At 69.8% G+C, this 17,075-nt stretch carries 15 protein-coding genes and 1 pseudogene; 9 read left to right on the top strand and 7 right to left on the bottom strand.

The features are described 5' to 3' along the window. Nucleotides 1-17 precede the first annotated feature (17 nt). The 5 genes and pseudogenes from ASD65_RS05585 to ASD65_RS05570 form a co-directional block, all read right to left on the bottom strand. A complete protein-coding gene (locus ASD65_RS05585) occupies nt 18-1,100 on the bottom strand; it encodes a sugar ABC transporter substrate-binding protein (RefSeq protein ID WP_056219596.1) in 1,083 nt (360 codons plus the stop codon). Nucleotides 1,101-1,113: 13 nt separating this feature from the next. Then, nucleotides 1,114-2,301: an ROK family transcriptional regulator gene (locus ASD65_RS05580; RefSeq protein ID WP_235566611.1), complete on the bottom strand. Its 1,188-nt coding sequence runs from the start codon at nt 2,299-2,301 to the stop codon at nt 1,114-1,116. Between the two features lie 44 nt (nt 2,302-2,345). Further along, nucleotides 2,346-2,645, bottom strand: a complete 300-nt coding sequence (locus ASD65_RS19440; RefSeq protein WP_442922448.1) for an OST-HTH/LOTUS domain-containing protein — start codon at nt 2,643-2,645, stop codon at nt 2,346-2,348. A gap of 381 nt (nt 2,646-3,026) precedes the next feature. Beyond that, nucleotides 3,027-3,623 (bottom strand): annotated as a pseudogene (locus ASD65_RS19435) (NYN domain-containing protein); the annotation flags it as partial. Then, the gene (locus ASD65_RS05570; RefSeq protein ID WP_056219592.1) at nt 3,616-4,608 is read right to left on the bottom strand and encodes a Gfo/Idh/MocA family protein; all 993 of its coding nucleotides are present in this window, start codon (nt 4,606-4,608) and stop codon (nt 3,616-3,618) included. The gene ASD65_RS05570 and the pseudogene ASD65_RS19435, both read right to left, overlap by 8 nt. 95 nt (nt 4,609-4,703) lie before the next feature. Between ASD65_RS05570 and ASD65_RS05565 the strand changes: the two genes are divergently transcribed. After that, complete coding sequence (locus ASD65_RS05565; protein WP_056219590.1) at nt 4,704-6,032, top strand: M20/M25/M40 family metallo-hydrolase; 1,329 nt, start codon at nt 4,704-4,706, stop codon at nt 6,030-6,032. 13 nt (nt 6,033-6,045) lie between these two features. Here ASD65_RS05565 and ASD65_RS05560 read toward each other — a convergent pair whose 3' ends face one another. After that, nucleotides 6,046-7,362: an O-acetylhomoserine aminocarboxypropyltransferase/cysteine synthase family protein gene (locus ASD65_RS05560; RefSeq protein WP_056219588.1), complete on the bottom strand. Its 1,317-nt coding sequence runs from the start codon at nt 7,360-7,362 to the stop codon at nt 6,046-6,048. Nucleotides 7,363-7,463: 101 nt separating this feature from the next. Here ASD65_RS05560 and ASD65_RS05555 point away from each other — a divergent pair, with 101 nt between their 5' ends. The 8 genes from ASD65_RS05555 to ASD65_RS05520 all read left to right on the top strand — a co-directional run bounded on the left by ASD65_RS05555 (nt 7,464) and on the right by ASD65_RS05520 (nt 16,017). Then, a complete protein-coding gene (locus tag ASD65_RS05555; RefSeq protein ID WP_056219586.1) occupies nt 7,464-8,315 on the top strand; it encodes a sulfurtransferase in 852 nt (283 codons plus the stop codon). Nucleotides 8,316-8,531: 216 nt separating this feature from the next. Further along, nucleotides 8,532-10,160, top strand: coding sequence for a TIGR04028 family ABC transporter substrate-binding protein (locus ASD65_RS05550; protein ID WP_056219583.1), 1,629 nt, complete (start codon nt 8,532-8,534; stop codon nt 10,158-10,160). A 21-nt stretch (nt 10,161-10,181) separates the two neighbouring features. Then, entirely contained in the window at nt 10,182-11,165 is a 984-nt protein-coding gene (locus ASD65_RS05545; protein ID WP_056219580.1) for an ABC transporter permease, read from the top strand. Between the two features lie 8 nt (nt 11,166-11,173). Continuing rightward, nucleotides 11,174-12,109, top strand: coding sequence for an ABC transporter permease (locus ASD65_RS05540; protein ID WP_082561580.1), 936 nt, complete (start codon nt 11,174-11,176; stop codon nt 12,107-12,109). Next, on the top strand, nt 12,106-13,746 hold the full coding sequence (locus ASD65_RS05535) for a dipeptide ABC transporter ATP-binding protein (protein WP_056219577.1): 1,641 nt from the start codon (nt 12,106-12,108) through the stop codon (nt 13,744-13,746). Before ASD65_RS05540 ends, ASD65_RS05535 begins: the two co-directional genes overlap by 4 nt. Beyond that, a complete protein-coding gene (locus tag ASD65_RS05530; RefSeq protein ID WP_056219576.1) occupies nt 13,743-14,762 on the top strand; it encodes a putative FMN-dependent luciferase-like monooxygenase in 1,020 nt (339 codons plus the stop codon). The genes ASD65_RS05535 and ASD65_RS05530 overlap by 4 nt, the downstream gene beginning before the upstream one ends. A 38-nt stretch (nt 14,763-14,800) precedes the next feature. Next, the gene (locus ASD65_RS05525; RefSeq protein WP_056219573.1) at nt 14,801-15,400 is read left to right on the top strand and encodes a CMD domain protein; all 600 of its coding nucleotides are present in this window, start codon (nt 14,801-14,803) and stop codon (nt 15,398-15,400) included. After that, nucleotides 15,397-16,017, top strand: coding sequence for an alkylhydroperoxidase domain protein (locus ASD65_RS05520; protein WP_056219571.1), 621 nt, complete (start codon nt 15,397-15,399; stop codon nt 16,015-16,017). Before ASD65_RS05525 ends, ASD65_RS05520 begins: the two co-directional genes overlap by 4 nt. 113 nt (nt 16,018-16,130) lie before the next feature. Here ASD65_RS05520 and ASD65_RS05515 read toward each other — a convergent pair whose 3' ends face one another. Next, nucleotides 16,131-17,072, bottom strand: coding sequence for a quinone oxidoreductase family protein (locus ASD65_RS05515; protein WP_056219568.1), 942 nt, complete (start codon nt 17,070-17,072; stop codon nt 16,131-16,133). Between the last annotated feature and the right edge of the window lie 3 nt (nt 17,073-17,075).

Raw genomic sequence — 17,075 nt, 5'->3', positions numbered from 1 at the left:
GTTTCATTCGTCAATGCCTAGCGGATGCCGGCGGCTGCGCACGCGTCGGCATATGCGGGAGTACAGATATCTTGGACGCTCCAGAAGCCATCCGCAACGACGGTGTCCATGATGTTGCCGACGGTGACGGCGACGGGCTCCAGCAGGGTCGAGGGGATGCCGTCGATCTTCAGCGGTGCGGTGACCTCCTCGCCGCGCAGCAGCGCGACGGCCACCTCGGCGGCGAGCTCGGCCTGCTCCTTGATCGCCTTGTAGACGGTCATGAACTGGTCGCCCGAGACGATCCGCTGGATGGCGGACAGCTCGGCGTCCTGACCCGTGACGAGCGGGAGAGGCGTGATGTTGGCCGCCTTCAGTGCGGCGATCGCGCCGCTCGCGGTGCCGTCGTTGGCCGCATAGATGCCGGCGATCTCGTCGCCGTGCTGAGCGAGCTGGGAGGCGACCCACTCCTGTGCCTTGTCCGGACTCCAATCCGGGGTGTCGTACTCCGCCAGCACGCGCAGGTCGCTCGTGTCGAGCACGCTCTGCGCGCCCTCGCTGAACCGGGCGGCGTTCGGGTCGGTCGGTGATCCGTTGACCACGAGGATGCCGGCGGAGCCGCGGCCGTCGGCCTCCAGCGCCCCGACCAGCTGGGAGGCCTGCAGCGCGCCCACCTGTTCGTTGTCGAATGAGACGTAGTACGCGATGTCTCCACCCGCGATGAGGCGGTCGTAGGAGATCACCGGTACGCCGGCCGCGTTGGCCGCGCTCACGATGGTCACCGCAGCACGGGCATCCACGGGATCCAGCACCAATACGTCGGCGCCGGCCGTCAGCGCGGACTCCGCCTGCTGCTGCTGGGTCGCGGCATCCTGGTCGGCGTTGGAGTACAGGACCGCGTAGGGGCCGAGCTCAGCCACCCGGCGTTCGAACATCGGTCGATCGAAGGTCTCGTATCGCGCCGTCTTCGCATCGGGCAGCAGGAGCGCGATCTTCCCGGCATCGTCGCCGGCCGTGGTCCCGCAGCCGGTCAGGCTCGCCGCGGTGAGTCCGAGCGCCGCGAGCACGACGAGGGCGCGCTGCGCGAGTGACCGGGGTCCTCGTCGCCAGGGTGCTCGCATAGACGGGTCCGGCCTAGGCCGAGAAGGGGAGCGCTTCGGCGTCGACGGTCACGTGATCCAGCGCGATCGCGATGGCGCCGCGCGTCTCGGCCCAGCTGCCGAAGGAGGCGCCGACGATCTCCGGGAGTCCCTCGGCGGTCGCCAGCGCGCTGCGATCCAGCGAGTGCCGCATCGGCGCCATCAGGATCTCGCCCGCCTCGGCCAGCTCTCCGCCGACGATGATCAGCTCGGGGTCGAACAGGTTGCAGAGGCTGGCTGCGGCGATGCCGATGTGACGGCCGGCATCCGCGATCACACGGCGAGAGCTGCCGTCACCCGCTTCGGCGGCCTGGATCAGGTCGCCGAGCCGCTGCATCCCTTCCCCCGGAGGGAAGAGGGAGAGCAGCGCGGGACCGCCCGCGTAGGTCTCGAGGCAGCCGCGGTTGCTGCACCGGCAGATGGGGCCGTTCTCGTCGATCGTGACGTGCCCGATCTGTCCGGCCTTGCCGTTGAACCCGCGGAACAGGTCGCCGCTGACGACGAGTCCGGCGCTGATCGTGTGCCCGACACGGATGAAGACCGACGACGACACAGCGCGCCCGGCGCCCTCACGCGCCTCGGCCAGTCCACCGAGGTTCGCCTCGCTGTCGACGTAGACGGGCCGTCCGATCCGTGCGGTGAGGCTCTCGGCGACGTCGATGCCCTCCCAGCCGCGCAGCAGCCCGGGGGTCGAGACCATCCCCGTGCGCGGGTCGATGGGCGCCGGCAGAGCGAGCCCGACGGCGAGCAGATCGGTGAGCGAGCCGCCGAGTGTGTCCATCATGTCGCTCAGCAGGATGGCGAGCCGGTCCAGCTCGGCGTCGTGGCGATGGTCCAGCGGTAGCGGCAGCGAGGTCTGGGTGACGACCGTGCGCGTGGCATCGGCGATCGCGATGTGCAGCTGCCGGGAGCTGAAGTGCACCCCGGCGACCAGTCCGAGCTGCCGGGCGAGCGACACGAGGGTCGCGCGGCGGCCGCTGCGCGACGTGATCGAGGTGTGCAGCAGACCGGACGCGGTGAGCTCCTTGACGATGTTCGACACCGTCGCCGGAGAGAGCCCCGTGCTGCCCGCGAGCTCGACCTGGGTGAGGCGCCCATGTCGTTTGAGCGACTCGACGAGTCGGGCTCTGTTCGCTTCACGGAGTGAAGACTGCGAGCCTGGCGGGGCGTTCAGTCGTGCCACGGACGACACTTTACTTCACGGGTGCCCGGAATGGCGCTGTGCGTCTAGTGTTCGCGCAGTCGGACCAGGCGCTCGTGGCCGGTCTCTTCGAGCTCGGCGATCGATTCGCGGGCCTTCACGAAGTCCGAGAACGAGCGGTAGCCGAGCCCCTTCTCGCTGAAGGACGGGTCCATCCGGCGCATGTGGGTCTTGACCGCGGAGCTGTGCAGCCACTCGGCGTCGTCCTTGTCGTGGCCGAGGCGCAGGGCGCGTTCGAGCAGCGCGGTCGCGGTCTCCTGCGGGTCTTCGACGGGCTCCTCGGCACCGCCGTCGTCGAACAGGTCGCCGCTGCCGTCCTCGAACACGAGGTCGGTCGAGGGCGCGATCGTCTTGGTCGTGACGCGACGGTTGGTGCGCTTGGGCGGGGCGACCTCGTCCAGTGCGTCGACGAGGGATGCCTCCACCTCGGCGGACGCGGGTGCCTTGGCGGGCGGCGCCTCGGTCGCCGCATCCTTCGCGGGCGTCTTGCTGCCGGCGCGGCGGCCACCCGTGGCGCGCGTCTTGGGCGCCGCGTCCGGAGCGGCATCCTTCGCGTCTGCGGCCTTCGCTTCGGTCGTCTCCGCGGCCTCGGCGGCCTTCGCGGCGGCGGCCTTCGTGCCGGATCCGCGGCGGCCGCGTGCCGGTGCAGCGGCGGGCACGGTCGTCGCGTCGCTCGCGGCGTCCTTCGCTTTTGCGGGCTCCTTCGCGGGCTGCTCCTTGGCGGGGGCGCGCACGATCGGCTTGACGCCCGGGAGCGAGTCGTAGGCCTCGAACTCATCGCACGCGGCGGCGAGGGACTTGGCGGTGGAGCCGGCGACGCCGACCCCGATGACGTAACGGCCGAGGCGCTTGCAGCGCTGCGCGAGCGGCACGTAGTCCGAGTCTCCGCCCACGATCACGACGTGCGTGAGGTCGGGCAGGCGGAACATGTCTTCGACGGCGTCGACGGCGAGACGGATGTCGGCGCCGTTCTTCGCGTAGGCGGCCGCCGGGAAGAGCTGCACGAGGTCGACGGCACGGGCCACGAGCTGCGTGCGGTAGACGGCGTTCACGGGCGAGGACCAGTCCGCGTAGGCACGGGTCAGCACGAGCGTCCCGAATGATGCCGCGTAGTCGATCACGGCGCCGACGTCGATCATCGCGTGGGCCAGGCGATCGGCGATCTCCGGGTCGTTCGGCTCTTCGATGATGCGCTGGCGGTCGCGGCCGTACGAGTTGCGGCCGTGCACGCGGTCGTACCAGCTGATGACGATGTTGTCGAAGTCGAGGTAGACCGCAACGCGGCCGGCGGATGGATCAGGCATGGTGGTTCTCCCCGGGATAGGTCACGCCGATCTGACTGCGCACTTCATCGAGCGTACCCATGATCGCGACGGTCTCGTCGAGGGGGAGGACGTCGCTGTCGCGGAGTCCGTCGGCGATGAAGCGTTCCGCGGCCAGCGCTTCGAACTGCATCCCGCGCCCGTCGATGTCCGACACGTAGGTTTCGAGCACGGTGCCGTCGGGCGCGGTGAGGCGGAACGAGGTGGCGTTGTACCAGACCCGGTCGATGTCGATGCGGGCCAAGGTGCCCACGATGTGGGCGGTGTTGGACCCCGCCGCGCGGGACGACGACAGCGTCGTGGACAGCGCGCCGGAGGCGTGCGTGAAGATCGTCGCGACCTCGGTGTCGGCGCCGGTCTCGCCCAGGCGTGCGGAGGCGACCACGGAGGTCGGGGCGCCGAGGATGTCCCACGCGAACGAGATCGGGTAGATCCCGAGGTCGAGCAGCGCGCCGCCGCCGAGGTCCATCGCGTTGAGGCGGTGCTCCGGGTCCGAGGTGAGGAGCTGGGTGTGATCGGCGCTCACCGCACGGATCTCGCCCAGGGCACCGGACGCGACGAGCTCGCGGATGCGGATCATGTGCGGCAGGTACCGGGTCCACATGGCTTCCATGGCGAGCAGGCCGCGCGCGCGGGCGAGGTCGCGGATGGCGGCGGCCTCGGCGGCGTTGAGGGTGAAGGGCTTCTCGATCAGCACGTGCTTGCCGTGCTCGAGGAGCATCATCGCGTTCTCGGCGTGCATCGGATGCGGCGTCGAGACGTAGACGATGTCCACCTCGGGGTCGGCGGCGAGCTCTTCGTACGACCCGTGCCAGCGCGGAATCCTGAATTCGGCGGCGAAGCGCTCGGCGGACTCTGCCCGCCGGGACCCCACGGCTGTGACGGTGCATCCCGCCGTCCGAAGATCGTGCGTGAACGCGTGAGCGATTCCGCCCGTGGCAAGGATTCCCCAACGCAGTCCGGTCATGCTTCGAGCGTACCGACGGCGGGCGCCGCGCGCGGACCGGTTCTCGTTCGGTGGCGTGGAGGAGACGCCCGAAATGCCGCGGGTAGGCTCGTGCCGTGGCATCCTCCCTCGAGCGCTTTCAAGAGCTCCTGCGCATCCCGACCGTCTCGCACGCCGACGAATCGCTCATCGATTGGGCCCGGTTCGACGAGTTCGCCGCGGCCTTGGAGCGCCTGTACCCCGGCATCCACCGCGTCCTGGTCCGCGAAGTCGTCGACGGCCATTCGCTGCTGTTCCGCTGGGCGGGTCAGGAGAGCGCCGAACCGCTCGTGCTGATGGCGCACTTCGACGTGGTGCCCGTGGTCGAATCCGAGTGGACGCACCCGCCGTTCGGCGCGGAGATCGTCGGCACCGGAGCCGAGGCCGCGATCCACGCGCGCGGCGCGATCGACGACAAGGGATCGCTCGTCGCGATCCTGGAAGCGGTCGAACAGCTGGTGGGCGAAGGTTTCGTACCGCGCAACGATGTCTACCTGTCTTTCGGTCACAACGAGGAGACCGCCGGCGGGGGAGCGCAGGCGATCGTGGCGCTGCTGCGCGAACGCGGCGTGCGCCCCGCGCTGGTGCTGGACGAGGGTGGCGCCGTGGTCGAGGGAGTGCTGCCCGGCGTGAGCGCGCCGACCGCGATGGTGGGCGTCGCCGAACGCGGCGTCATGACGCTGCACCTGACCGCGCGCGAGCAGGGCGGGCACGCGTCCACTCCGCCGGTGCTTCCGGCGACCGTGCGGCTGGCCCGAGCGATCGATCGGCTGCACCGTCGTCCGTTCCCGCGGCGCATCTCCCCGCCGGTGCGGGCGATGCTCGCCACGATCGCTCCGCATGCCCCGCAGCCGCTGCGCGCGCTGTTCCAGAACCTCGCGCTGACCGGTCCGCTCGTGGCCCTCGCCTTCGCGAAGCTCGGCCCCGAGACGAATGCGCTCGTGCGCACCACCGCGGTGGCGACCGAGCTCAGCGGCGCACCCGGCGAGAACGTGCTCGCAACTGCGGCTCGGGCATCGGTGAACATCCGCCTGCTGACAGGCGACACCGTGGACAGCGCCACCGAGCACGCGCGCCGGGCCATCGGCGACCCGGGCATCGAGCTCGAGGTGCGCCACGGCTCGAACCCGTCGCCGGTGTCGCCGTGGCGCGGCGAGCCCTGGCAGCGGATCGCCACCGCGGTGCGCGACACCCTCGGCGCGGACGTCGTCACGACCCCGTACCTGCAGCTCGGCGCGAGCGACAGTCGCTGGTTCACTGCGATCAGCGAGAACGTCTACCGGTTCACGCCGTTCTCGATGAGCCGCTCTGAGCGCGACGCGCTGCACTCGCACAACGAGCGCATCCGGGTCGACGCCTGGCTGCGCGGCATCGAGTGCTACCGCGCGCTGGTCGCGGCATCCTGATCCTGCGCCGACGCTAGACGACGTCGAGCGCCGCGCCGAAGTCGCGCAAGATGTCGCTCGGGTCTTCCAGCCCGACCGACAGGCGCACGGTCGTCGAGGTGATGCCGGACTCGGCCAGCTGCGTCGGCGTCATGTGGCTGTGCGTCATCGACGCCGGGTGCGCCACGAGGCTGCGCGCGTCGCCGATGTTGGCCACGAGCCGCGAGATGTGCAGACGCCCGATGAACTGCTCGACGCGCTCGAAGTCCGCCGCGTCGTCGCCCGTCGAGTGCAGATCGAAGGAGAAGACGGATGCCGCGCCGCGCGGCAGGTACGTCTCCACGAGTCCGTGCCAGTCGCTGGAGGGCAGCCCGGGGTGGTGCACGCGCGCCACGGCGGGGTGCGCCTCGAGGAACTCGGCCACCAGCTGCGCGTTGGCGCTGTGCCGCGACATCCGCAGGTCCAGTGTCTCCAGACCCTGCAGCAGCTGGAAGGCGTTGAAGGCCGACAGCGACGGGCCGAGGTCGTGCACGTACTTGGTCTTGACGAGGGCGATGTAGGGCGAGGCCTTCTCCCCGAACCGCTCGACCAGGCTGCCGCCGGCGACGCGGCGGTACGGCTCGGTCAGCTGCGGCCAGCGGGCGGGCTCGGCGCTGAAGTCGAACGTGCCGAGGTCGACGATCACGCCGCCGAGGGAGGTGCCGTGGCCGCCGATGAACTTCGTGGCGGAGTGCACCGAGATGTCGGCGCCGAAGTCCTTCGGGCGCTGCAGGTACGGCGTCGCAACGGTGTTGTCGATCACGACCGGCACTCCCGCGGCGTGCGCGATGTCGGCGACGGCGCGGAGGTCGAGGATCTGGGCGATCGGGTTGGTCACCGACTCGGCGAAGAACGCGCGGGTCTCCGGACGGACAGCGTCCGCCCAGGCCTGCAGGTCGTCCTGATCGACGAACGTGACGGCGATGCCCCAGTCGGCGAAGGTGTCCTGCAGCAGGTCGACGGTGCCGCCGTAGAGCTGACGGGCGGCGACGATGTGCTCACCCGACTTCGCGAGGGCGAGCAGCGAGAGCGCGACCGCAGCCTGGCCGGAGGCGACGCCGGCCGCAGCGATGCCGCCCTCGAGCACGGCGACGCGCTCTTCGAAGACGAGCACCGTGGGGTTGGCCGCACGGCTGTAGATGTTTCCGTCGCGGCGCAGCGCGAACAGATCGCGCGCCTCGGACAGTGTCGAGAACTCGAACGCGTTCGACTGGTAGATCGGCGGAACCGCGGTGTTCTGGGCGACACCGGAGACGAACCCCGCCTGAACTTGCGCCGTCGCGAATGACTGCTCGGGAGGGGTAACTGGCATGTATCCATTCTCCCGGGCGCATGCCCGGGACACCGCGTCGTGTGTCGTTCTGTTGCGGGGAGGACTGCCTCCCGGGCGCCGCGCGGAGGCACCATGGGGACATGCCCCTGCTGATCACCGCGTCCGAACTCGCCACGCTGCTCGCCTCCGATGCGGCCCCGCGTCTGCTGGACGTGCGCTGGCGGCTGGACCGGCCGGAGGGGCGTCCCGAGTACCTCGAGGGCCACCTGCCGGGTGCCGTGTACGTCGACCTCGATCACGAACTCTCGCGCCGGGGCGAGCCGTCCGAGGGGCGGCATCCTCTTCCCACGCGGGAGCAGCTGCAGGAGTCCGCCCGGCGCTGGGGGCTGAAGTCGGGCGACGCCGTCGTGGTCTACGACGATGTGCAGTCCGTGGCGGCTGCGCGGCTCTGGTGGCTGCTGCGCGGCGTCGTCGATGTCCGGGTGCTGGACGGGGGACTGCGCGCCTGGACGGATGCCGGGCTGCCCCTGGAAACCGGCGACGTGCTCCCGCCGCGCGGCACTGTGGAACTGCCCGTCGAGCCGTCCTACGACGTCGCCGATATCAACGATGCCGCCGCCTGGCCACGCCGAGGCGTGCTGCTGGACGTGCGCGCGCCGGAGCGGTATCGCGGTGACATCGAACCGCTCGATCCGATCGCCGGGCACATCCCTGGGGCGATCAGCCTCCCGACCGGAGTGCACCTGAACTCCGGCCGGTTCCACGAGCCCGTCGTCATCCGAGCGTCGTTCGCCTCGGCCGGCGTCACGCCCGGCGTGGCGACCGCCGCCTACTGCGGGTCGGGCATCACCGCCGCCCACACCGCGCTCGCCGGAGCCATCGCCGGGATCGACGTGGTCGTGTTCCCCGGGTCCTGGAGCCAGTGGTCCAACACCCGCGGGCGTCCGATCGCCACCGGTCCGACGCCGGCAGGGGTCGTGTCGCCCGCCTGAGACGCTCTCCATCGAGCCCGACGCCCTTCGGTCGCACCAGAACGCCCGATCACGCACCTGCGTGATCGGGCGTTCTGCATTACGCGCTGTGACGCACGGTGTCCCGGCTGGTCGTGCGGTTGCTCGCGGTGACGTGGTCGTTCGCGGGCACTCGGGACCTCTCCCTAACGTGGCGACACACCTTCCCGCGCACACCCATCCACCAGGAGAGACCCCATGTCCCGTTCCGTTCTCCGCGCCGCGGCAGGCGCCGTCGCGATCATCGGCATCGCCTCGCTCGCCGCCTGCGCGAGCACACCATCCCCAGGAGGCTCGGCTTCGCCGTCCGGTGAGCCGGTCGTCGGCGGCACGCTCACCTTCCTCGAGTACCAGTTCCCGACCTGCTTCTACGCCGGGGGTGGTGGCTACTACCCGGTCGCCACGATCCTCAACCAGATCGGCGACAAGCTGACGTATCAAGACCCCGAGACCCGCGACATCGAGCCCTGGCTCGCCGAGTCGTGGGAGATCAACGAGGATGCGACGGAGTACATCTTCCACCTCCGCGACGATGTCACCTTCTCCAACGGCGACCCGCTGACGGCGGAGGTCGTCGCGGCGAACTTCGATCACTTCGGTCTCGGCGACAAGGAGCTGGGCCTGGCGGCGCAGGAGTTCGTGAGCAACTACGAGTCCTCCGAGGTGATCGACGACAGCACCGTCGTCTTCCACTTCACTGCACCCTCGCCCGGATTCCTGCAAGCCACCTCTGTCGTCGGCTCGGCGATCGTCGCCCAGGAGACGCTGGAGCTGCCGTACGAGCAGCAGTGCCAGCTGGAGAACTTCATCGGCACCGGACCCTTCACGGTCGGCGACGTGGTTCCCGAGCAGGAATACACCCTCAACGTGCGCAAGGACTACGACTGGGCCCCGGCCGAGATCGAGCACCAGGGTCGTGCGTACCTCGACGCGATCCACGTCATCGTCACACCGGAGGACAGCGTGCGCATCGGCGCGCTGAAGTCCGGTCAGGGCGATGCCATCCGCACCGTGCAGGCCTACGACGAGGGCGGGCTCGAAGACGCCGGGTTCGAGGTGTACGCGCCGCAGACCAACGGAGTGAACCCGCAGCTCGCCCTGCGCTTCACCAACCCGCTGCTGGCGGACATCACCGTGCGCAAGGCGCTGCAACTGGCGACGAACCCTCAGGAGATCACCGACACGCTCTTCTCCGACAACTACAAGCCCGCGACATCGGTGCTCAGCTCGGGGGCGACCGGCTACGTGGATCTCTCGGACAAGCTGATCTACGACCCCGAGAAGGCGAACGAGCTTCTCGACGACGCCGGCTGGGTCGCCGGAGCCGACGGGATCCGGGAGAAGGACGGACAGCGACTGTCGTTCACGACCTTCGTGATCGCGGTCTTCCCGCAGTCGCAGCAGACCAACGAGATCATCGCCCAGCAGTGGGAGAAGGTCGGCGTCGAGCTGAAGATCGAGACGCCGGACCCGGCGACGAGCACGGCACGTCAGAAGGACGCGAACGACATCGGCGTGATCACCACTCACGTCGGTCGCGTCGACCCCGACGTGCTCAAGAGCAACTTCTGGAGCAAGGGCTCGCGCAACGCGCTGCTCTCCGACGACACGGTGCTTGATGACCTGCTCGTGCAGATCTCGACGCTCCCGTCCGAGGAGGAGCGCTACGCCAAGGCCGCCGAGGTGCAGAACTACCTGATCGACAACGCCTACACGATCCCGCTCTACGAGCTGCCGCAGACATACGCGGCCGCACCGTACGTGCACGGATTCGGGTGGGAATCCGTCGGGCGGGCGTGGCTCTACAACGCCTGGCTGGACAAGTAGGAACGGGCGGGAGGCAGGGGAATGTCCCGGCGCATCGTCACTCGTATCGCACAGTCGCTGTTCGTCCTGTGGGCGGCGTACACCGTGTCATTCCTCCTGCTGAACGCGCTCCCCGGCGACGGCATCATGATCAAGTTCGAGAACCCCGAGATGGGGCTCTCGGCCGAGCAGGTCGCCGTCATCCGCGAGTACTACCGTGTCGACGATCCGCTGCTCATCCAGTACATACACGCGCTGCTGGGCGCGCTCCACGGCGACTTCGGCTACTCCATCGAGAACGCGGTGCCGGTGATCGACCGGGTGCAGGCGGCATTGCCCTCGACGCTGGTGCTCGCCGGGCTGGCGTTCGTCGTGGCCGTCATCCTGGCGCTCGGCGTGTCCCTGGCCGCCGTGTACTCGCGCTCGGGGTGGCTGCGCAACGCGCTCATCGGGGTTCCGTCGCTGCTGATCTCGATCCCGGCCTTCTGGCTGGGCATCGTGCTGATCCAGGTGCTGTCGTTCCAACTCGCGTGGGTCCCCGTGATCGGCGGGGAGGACTGGCAGAAGCTCATCCTGCCGGTGATCACCCTGGCGATCCCCGTGTCCGCCCCGCTCGCACAGATCATCCTGCGCACACTGGACGACGTCGCGACGAGCCCCTTCATCCACGTCGTCGAGGCGAAGGGCGCATCGCGGTGGTGGACTCTCACGCGCCACACGGCGCGCAATTCGCTCCTGCCGGTGCTGACGATCAGCGGACTGATCTTCGCCGAGCTGATCTCCGGATCCGTCGTGGTCGAGACCGTCTTCGCCCGCAACGGCATCGGCCGCCTCACCAACCAGGCCGTGACCGCGCAGGACATGCCCGTCATGCAGGCGATCGTCGTCATCGCCGCGGCCGTCTTCGTCCTGATCAACCTCATCGTCGATCTGCTCTACCCCGTCCTGGATCCGCGATTGCGTGCGCGCGGCCGGACACAGACCACAGACAAGCACTCGCCGGTGCGCGAGGCAGCCGGAGCGTAGGAGGATCCATGACCATCGCAACCGAGCGAGAGCTCGACCCCCACAGGCCGATCGAGGTCGTCGGTGACGTCCTCGTCGACGAACAGCCTCCCGCGCTGCCGACGTCATCGACGCCGACTCGTGCGCGGCACGCCGGTCGCCTCCTGTTCGGCATCCGTCGACCGTCCGTGACGTTGGTCCTCTCGTGGGTCATCGTGGTGGTCGTGGTGCTGTGGGCGATCGCTCCCGTCCTGTTCGCACCGTACGACGCCTACACCAGCGTGGTCACAGGGCTTCAGGGACCCAGCTGGCAGCACCTCTTCGGCACCGACTCCGTCGGCCGCGACCAGTTCTCGCGCGTCGTCTACGGCGCATCCGAATCCCTCCTCGGCGCATTCGTCGCCGTCACGGTCGGCATGGTCGTCGGCACCGTCCTCGGCGTGGTGAGCGGATCCCTCGGCGGATTCGTGGATGACGCGGTGATGCGCTTCGTCGACGTGCTGCTGTCGATCCCGGGCCTGCTGCTCGCGCTGACCATCGTGATCCTGCTCGGACCGGGGACCATCAACGTCGCTATCGCCGTCGGGATCGGATCCGTCGCCACCTTCGCCCGTCTTGTGCGCAGCGAGGTCGTCCAGGTGCGCGGGACGGAGTACGTCGAAGCGGCGTTCGGGTCCGGCGCGCGGTTCATCGCGGTGCTGTGGCGCCACATCCTGCCCAACTCCACCCGGCCGGTCGTGGCGCTGGCCGCGATGCAGTTCGGCATCGCCATCCTCGCGCTCTCCACGCTCGGCTTCCTCGGCTACGGGGTCACGCCGCCGGATCCCGAGTGGGGCATGATCATCGCGCAGGGCCGCGACATGCTCGGTGCCGCGTGGTGGGTGACGACGCTTCCGGGCGCGGTCATCGTGGCCGTGGTGCTCTCCGCCAATCGCATCAGCCACGCACTGGGAGGCTCGAAATGAGCCTGCTGAGCATTCGCGACCTGGTCGTGGACTACGACACCCGTGAGGGCGGAACCCACACGGCGGTGGACGGGGTGAGCCTGTCGGTTGCTCCCGGTGAGGTCGTCGCCATCGTGGGGGAGACAGGGTCGGGCAAGACCACGACGGCCCTGTCGGTGCTGGGGCTGCTCGCGGGCAACGCGCGGATCCGCAGCGGAACGATCGCGCTCAACGGCACCGAGATCCAGGGCTGGTCACGGCGCCGCCTCGAGACCATCCGCGGGAAGAGCGTCGGTCTGATCCCGCAGGACCCGGGCAGCTCGCTCGACCCGCTGAAGAGTGTCGGCTGGCAGGTCGGCGAAGCGCTCCGCATCCATGGTGAGAAGGACCGATCTGCGGTTTCGGCCCGCGTCACCGCGCTGCTCGATCGCGTGGGACTGCCCGGTGAGCGGGTGGCGCGCGCATATCCGCACGAGCTGTCCGGGGGGATGCGGCAGCGGGTGCTGATCGCGGCGGCGCTCGCGTTGCAACCTCGGCTGCTCATCGCCGACGAGCCCACCAGCGCCCTCGATGTCACCGTGCAGCGGCGCATCCTCGATCTGCTCGATGACCTCCGTCGGCAGGACGGCACCGGCATCCTCTTCGTGACGCACGACCTCGGTGTGGCGGCCGAGCGCGCCGATCGGATCATCGTGATGAAGGACGGGCGTGTGGAGGATGACGGGTCCGTCGCCGCCGTGCTGGACTCGCCGTCGAGCGGGTACACGCGTCGGCTGCTCCTGAACGCGCCGTCGCTCAACGACCGCGTCTTCCGAGGGCCCCCGACGGTGATCGCCTCCGCAGAAGAGGACGCCGCGCCCGCCGTGCGTGTCAGCGGGCTGCACAAGCAGTTCCGCCGCGGAGGATCACGCGCGACGACGGTGACGGCGATCGATGACGTCTCCTTCGAGGTCGCCGCCGGCACGACCCATGCGATCGTCGGGGAATCCGGTTCGGGCAAGTCGACGACCGCCCGCATCCTTCTCGGATTCGAGACCCCGGATGGGGGAGAGGTCACCGTCGCGGGCAACGACGTGGCGGGCCTGCGCGGCGAGGCGCGTCGTCAGTTCCGACAGACCGTGCAGCTCGTCTACCAGAATCCCTTCGGCTCGCTCAACCCGCGCATGTCGGTGCTCGACATCGTCGCCGAGCCGCTCCGCAACTTCGGTCTCGGCGGACGCCGCATCCGGCGCGAGCAGGCTGCCGCGATCCTCGATCGGGTCGCACTGGGGACGGCCGTGCACACCCGCCGCGCCAGAGAGCTCAGCGGAGGGCAGCGTCAGCGAGTGGCCATCGCGCGTGCGCTCATCCTGGATCCGCGCGTCGTCGTGCTCGACGAGCCGGTGTCCGCCCTGGACGTGAGCGTGCAGGCCCAGATCCTCGATCTGCTGGCCGAACTCCAGCGTGAGCGCGGGCTCACGTATGTCTTCATCTCCCACGACCTCGACGTCGTGCGGCAGGTGTCCGACACCGTCACGGTGCTGCACCACGGCCGTGTCGAGGAGGCCGGGCCGACCCGGCAGATCTACCTCCACCCGCAGAAGGAATACACCCGAGAGCTGCTGGAAGCGATCCCGCGGCGCGTCGACCGGCAACGACAGAAGGAGACGACGACATGACGATCAAAGGGGTCGGGTTCTTCACCCGCGTGCTCGATGAGGCGCCCCCCGCCGAGCGGTACCGATTCGCGCTCGAACAGGTCACCCGCGCCGAGCGCGCCGGCTTCGACTCGGTGTGGGTCGCCCAGCATCACTTCCACGAGAAGGAGGGCGGGCTGCCGTCGCCTCTCGTCTTCCTCGCGCACGCGGCGGCACTCACGGAACGGATCCGACTCGGCACCGGCATCATCACGCTGCCTCTCGAGCACCCGGTGCGCCTCGCCGAGGATGCGAGCGTGACGGATCTGGTCTCCGGCGGACGCCTCGAGCTCGGGTTCGGCTCCGGGGGCACACCCAGCTCGTTCCCCAGCTTCGGCACCACCTTCGACGCGCGACGCGAGGTGTACGACGCCCATCTCGCGACGGTGACCGCGGCGCTGCGAGGGGACGCGATCGCGGGGTCGGACAATCGCCTCTACCCGGCGTCCGGAACCCTCGCCGACCGCATCTGGGAGGCGACCTTCTCGAAGCGCGGTGCCATCGCCGCAGGGAGACGCGGCAACGGCCTGCTGCTGTCGCGCACCCAGCCGGCCACCCCCGAGACGGTGGGCCTGTCGCTGAGCGACATCCAGAACGACATCATCGACGGCTACCTGGAGGCGCTGCCGTCCGGCGTCGCGCCCCGCATCCTCGCGTCGCGGACCGCCTTCGTGGCGGACACCACCGAAGAGGCGCGGCTGTGGGCCGCGCGGGGACTCGAGAAGTTCCGTGCCGTGTTCGCCGCACAGGGCCTGGATGCTGCGACCGGCGATCTCGACGACCTGATCCGCGCCAGTGACACGCACCTGGGCACGCCGAGCGATGTCGCCGAGCAGCTCGCCGCGGACACCACCCTGCAGCGGGCGACCGATGTGTCGTTCCAGGTGCACTCGGTCGATCCTCCGCACGAGCTCATCCTCCGTCACATCGACCTGCTCGCGTCCGAGGTCGTACCCGCTCTGAACTGGCGCGCGCAGTTGGCCACCGCATCCCGCTGATTCCTCGATCCATCCTCACCCCTACCGAAGGAGAACACATGTCCACCGACACCGACATCATCGACAGGCTGGTGGGCGTCGCGCCCGGCAGTCGCATCGATGTGCTGCGTCGCCGCCGTCCCGAGACGCGGGAGCAGAGTCAAGCGAGCTACGACGCCCTCTTCAGCCCGCTTGATGACGGCGACGCCAGTCTCGCCGAGCGCCGGCTGGTCGCCGCGTTCATCACGCGCCTCGCCGCCGACACGGCGACCGCCGCGCACCACGCCGCCCAGGCCCGAGACGCGGATGCCGCGCTCACCGACATCGTGGTGAGTGAAGCGGCGGCTGCCTCGACCAGCGGCCCGTACGGTCACTACGCCGAAGAGGGACTGCACGCCGAGAGCACCGATGGACTGCGGTATCACGCCGCCGAGAGCGTCCGCGAGAGCATCGGGGCGCGCCTCACCGCGGCGCTGGAGCACGCGCACCTGCTGGTCTATCGGCCGCGCGAGGCCTCCGGAGACTCCATCCAGGCGCTGCTCGACGCGGGCTGGACGCCGGACGGCATCGTCACCCTCTCGCAGCTCGTCGCCTTCATCTCATTCCAACAGCGGGTCATCTCCGGACTCCGCGTACTCTCCGAGGAGGTAGCAGCATGACCGACATCACCCAGCTCGTCGCCGTCCGGACGCACGATGCCCCGCACCCTGAGGCGTTCACCCGCGAGGGCGTCGGGTGGCTGCCGTGGCTCGACCCCAAGCCCGAAGCCGAACTCACCGAGCGGCACTTCGCGGCCGCGATCGATCGCAATCGACTCAAGTCGGACTACTTCCGGCTGCTCGTGCGCGATCCCGAGATCCTGGCGGCACGCACGCGGACCGACAACGACATCTTCTACAACGTCGCCGAGGGGCTGCCTCGAGCGGAGCGCGAGCTTGCGGCGACCGCTGCCTCCCGGGAGAACGGGTGCGTGTTCTGCGCATCGGTCCACTCCCGTTTCGCGGCGCACTACTCCCACCGGCCCGACGATGTGCAGCGTCTGCTCGACGACGGCGTCACCGCCGAGCTGGGCGACCGCTGGGACGCCATCGTGGCGGCGGCCGTCGCGGTGACCCGCACCCCGTTCGGGCTCACCACGGCCCACATCGCGCGGCTCCGCGAGGTGGGGCTGGACGACCTGTCCATCTCGGACGTGATCCACGGCGCCGCGTTCTTCAACTGGGCGAACCGGCTCATGCTGTCGATCGGCCGCGCCGTCGCGCCCGCGGAGGCGTAACCGCGCGGAGGTGGTGCCACTCCTCAAGATCCGGCATCGGGTACCCGTCTTCGGACGGGTACCCGATGTCGGCTCAGCCGGTGAGGACTGCGGCACCGCCGCACCCGCTCGGTTCAGGGGATGAGTACGAGTTTGCCGGTCACGCCGGACTCGAGGAGGCGGTGCGCCTCGGCCGCGTCGGCGAGGGGGAGCGACGGGCCGATCTCGACGGAGAACTGACCGGCCGACATCAGGGCGAGCGCGACCGGCACGGCCTCTGCGCGCCACACGCTCTGCTGTCGGGTGAGCGGTTCGGGGCTGCCGCCGGCGAAGGCGCGGATGCCGAGGCCCGCAGCATCCCGTCCTCGCACGATCGTCGCCACGCGCGACAGATCATCCACGAGTTCGATCGAGCTCTGCAGTGCCTCATCGGTGCCGGCGGCGTCGATCGCGACCGTGATGCCCTGCGGGGCCGCCTCCCGCACGCGATCGGCGAGGCCGGGTCCATAAGCGACCGGGATGGCGCCGAGTTCGCGAAGTCGGTCGAATCGCGCAGGGGAGCCGGTGGCGACGACGCTGGCGCCCCAGCGGACGGCGAACTGGATGATCGACTGACCCACGGCACCGGAGCCGCCGTGCAGCAGCAGGGTGTCACCCGACCCGACGGCCATCGAACGGGCGACCTGGTATGCCGTGCCGATGGGAATGCCGATCGCCGCGCCCTCGGCGGCGGACACCTGGGGCGGCCGGACCCACGCGCGCGCGGCCGGCACCACCGCATCGGAGGCGTACGCCCCCGCGACTCCGCTCAGCACGACGGGATCGCCGACGCGGAACCCCTCCGTGCCCGCGCCGATCGCGGTCACGACACCGGCGGCGTCGGAGCCGACCCTGCGCGGTTCGTCGATCGCGGCTGAGGCGCGGAGACCGCTGCGCAGCTTCGCGTCGATGGGGTTGGCACCCACCGCCTCGATGCGCACCGCCAGTTCGCCGTCGCCGGGGACGGGGTCGGGAACGTCGATCAGGGTGAGGACTTCGGGTCCGCCGAACTGGGTGTACACGATCGCCTGGGTCATGTC

Origin of the sequence: Microbacterium sp. Root61 (assembly GCF_001427525.1) — a bacterium.
Lineage (GTDB): Bacteria > Actinomycetota > Actinomycetes > Actinomycetales > Microbacteriaceae > Microbacterium.
This window is presented reverse-complemented; position numbering and strand designations above follow the sequence as displayed.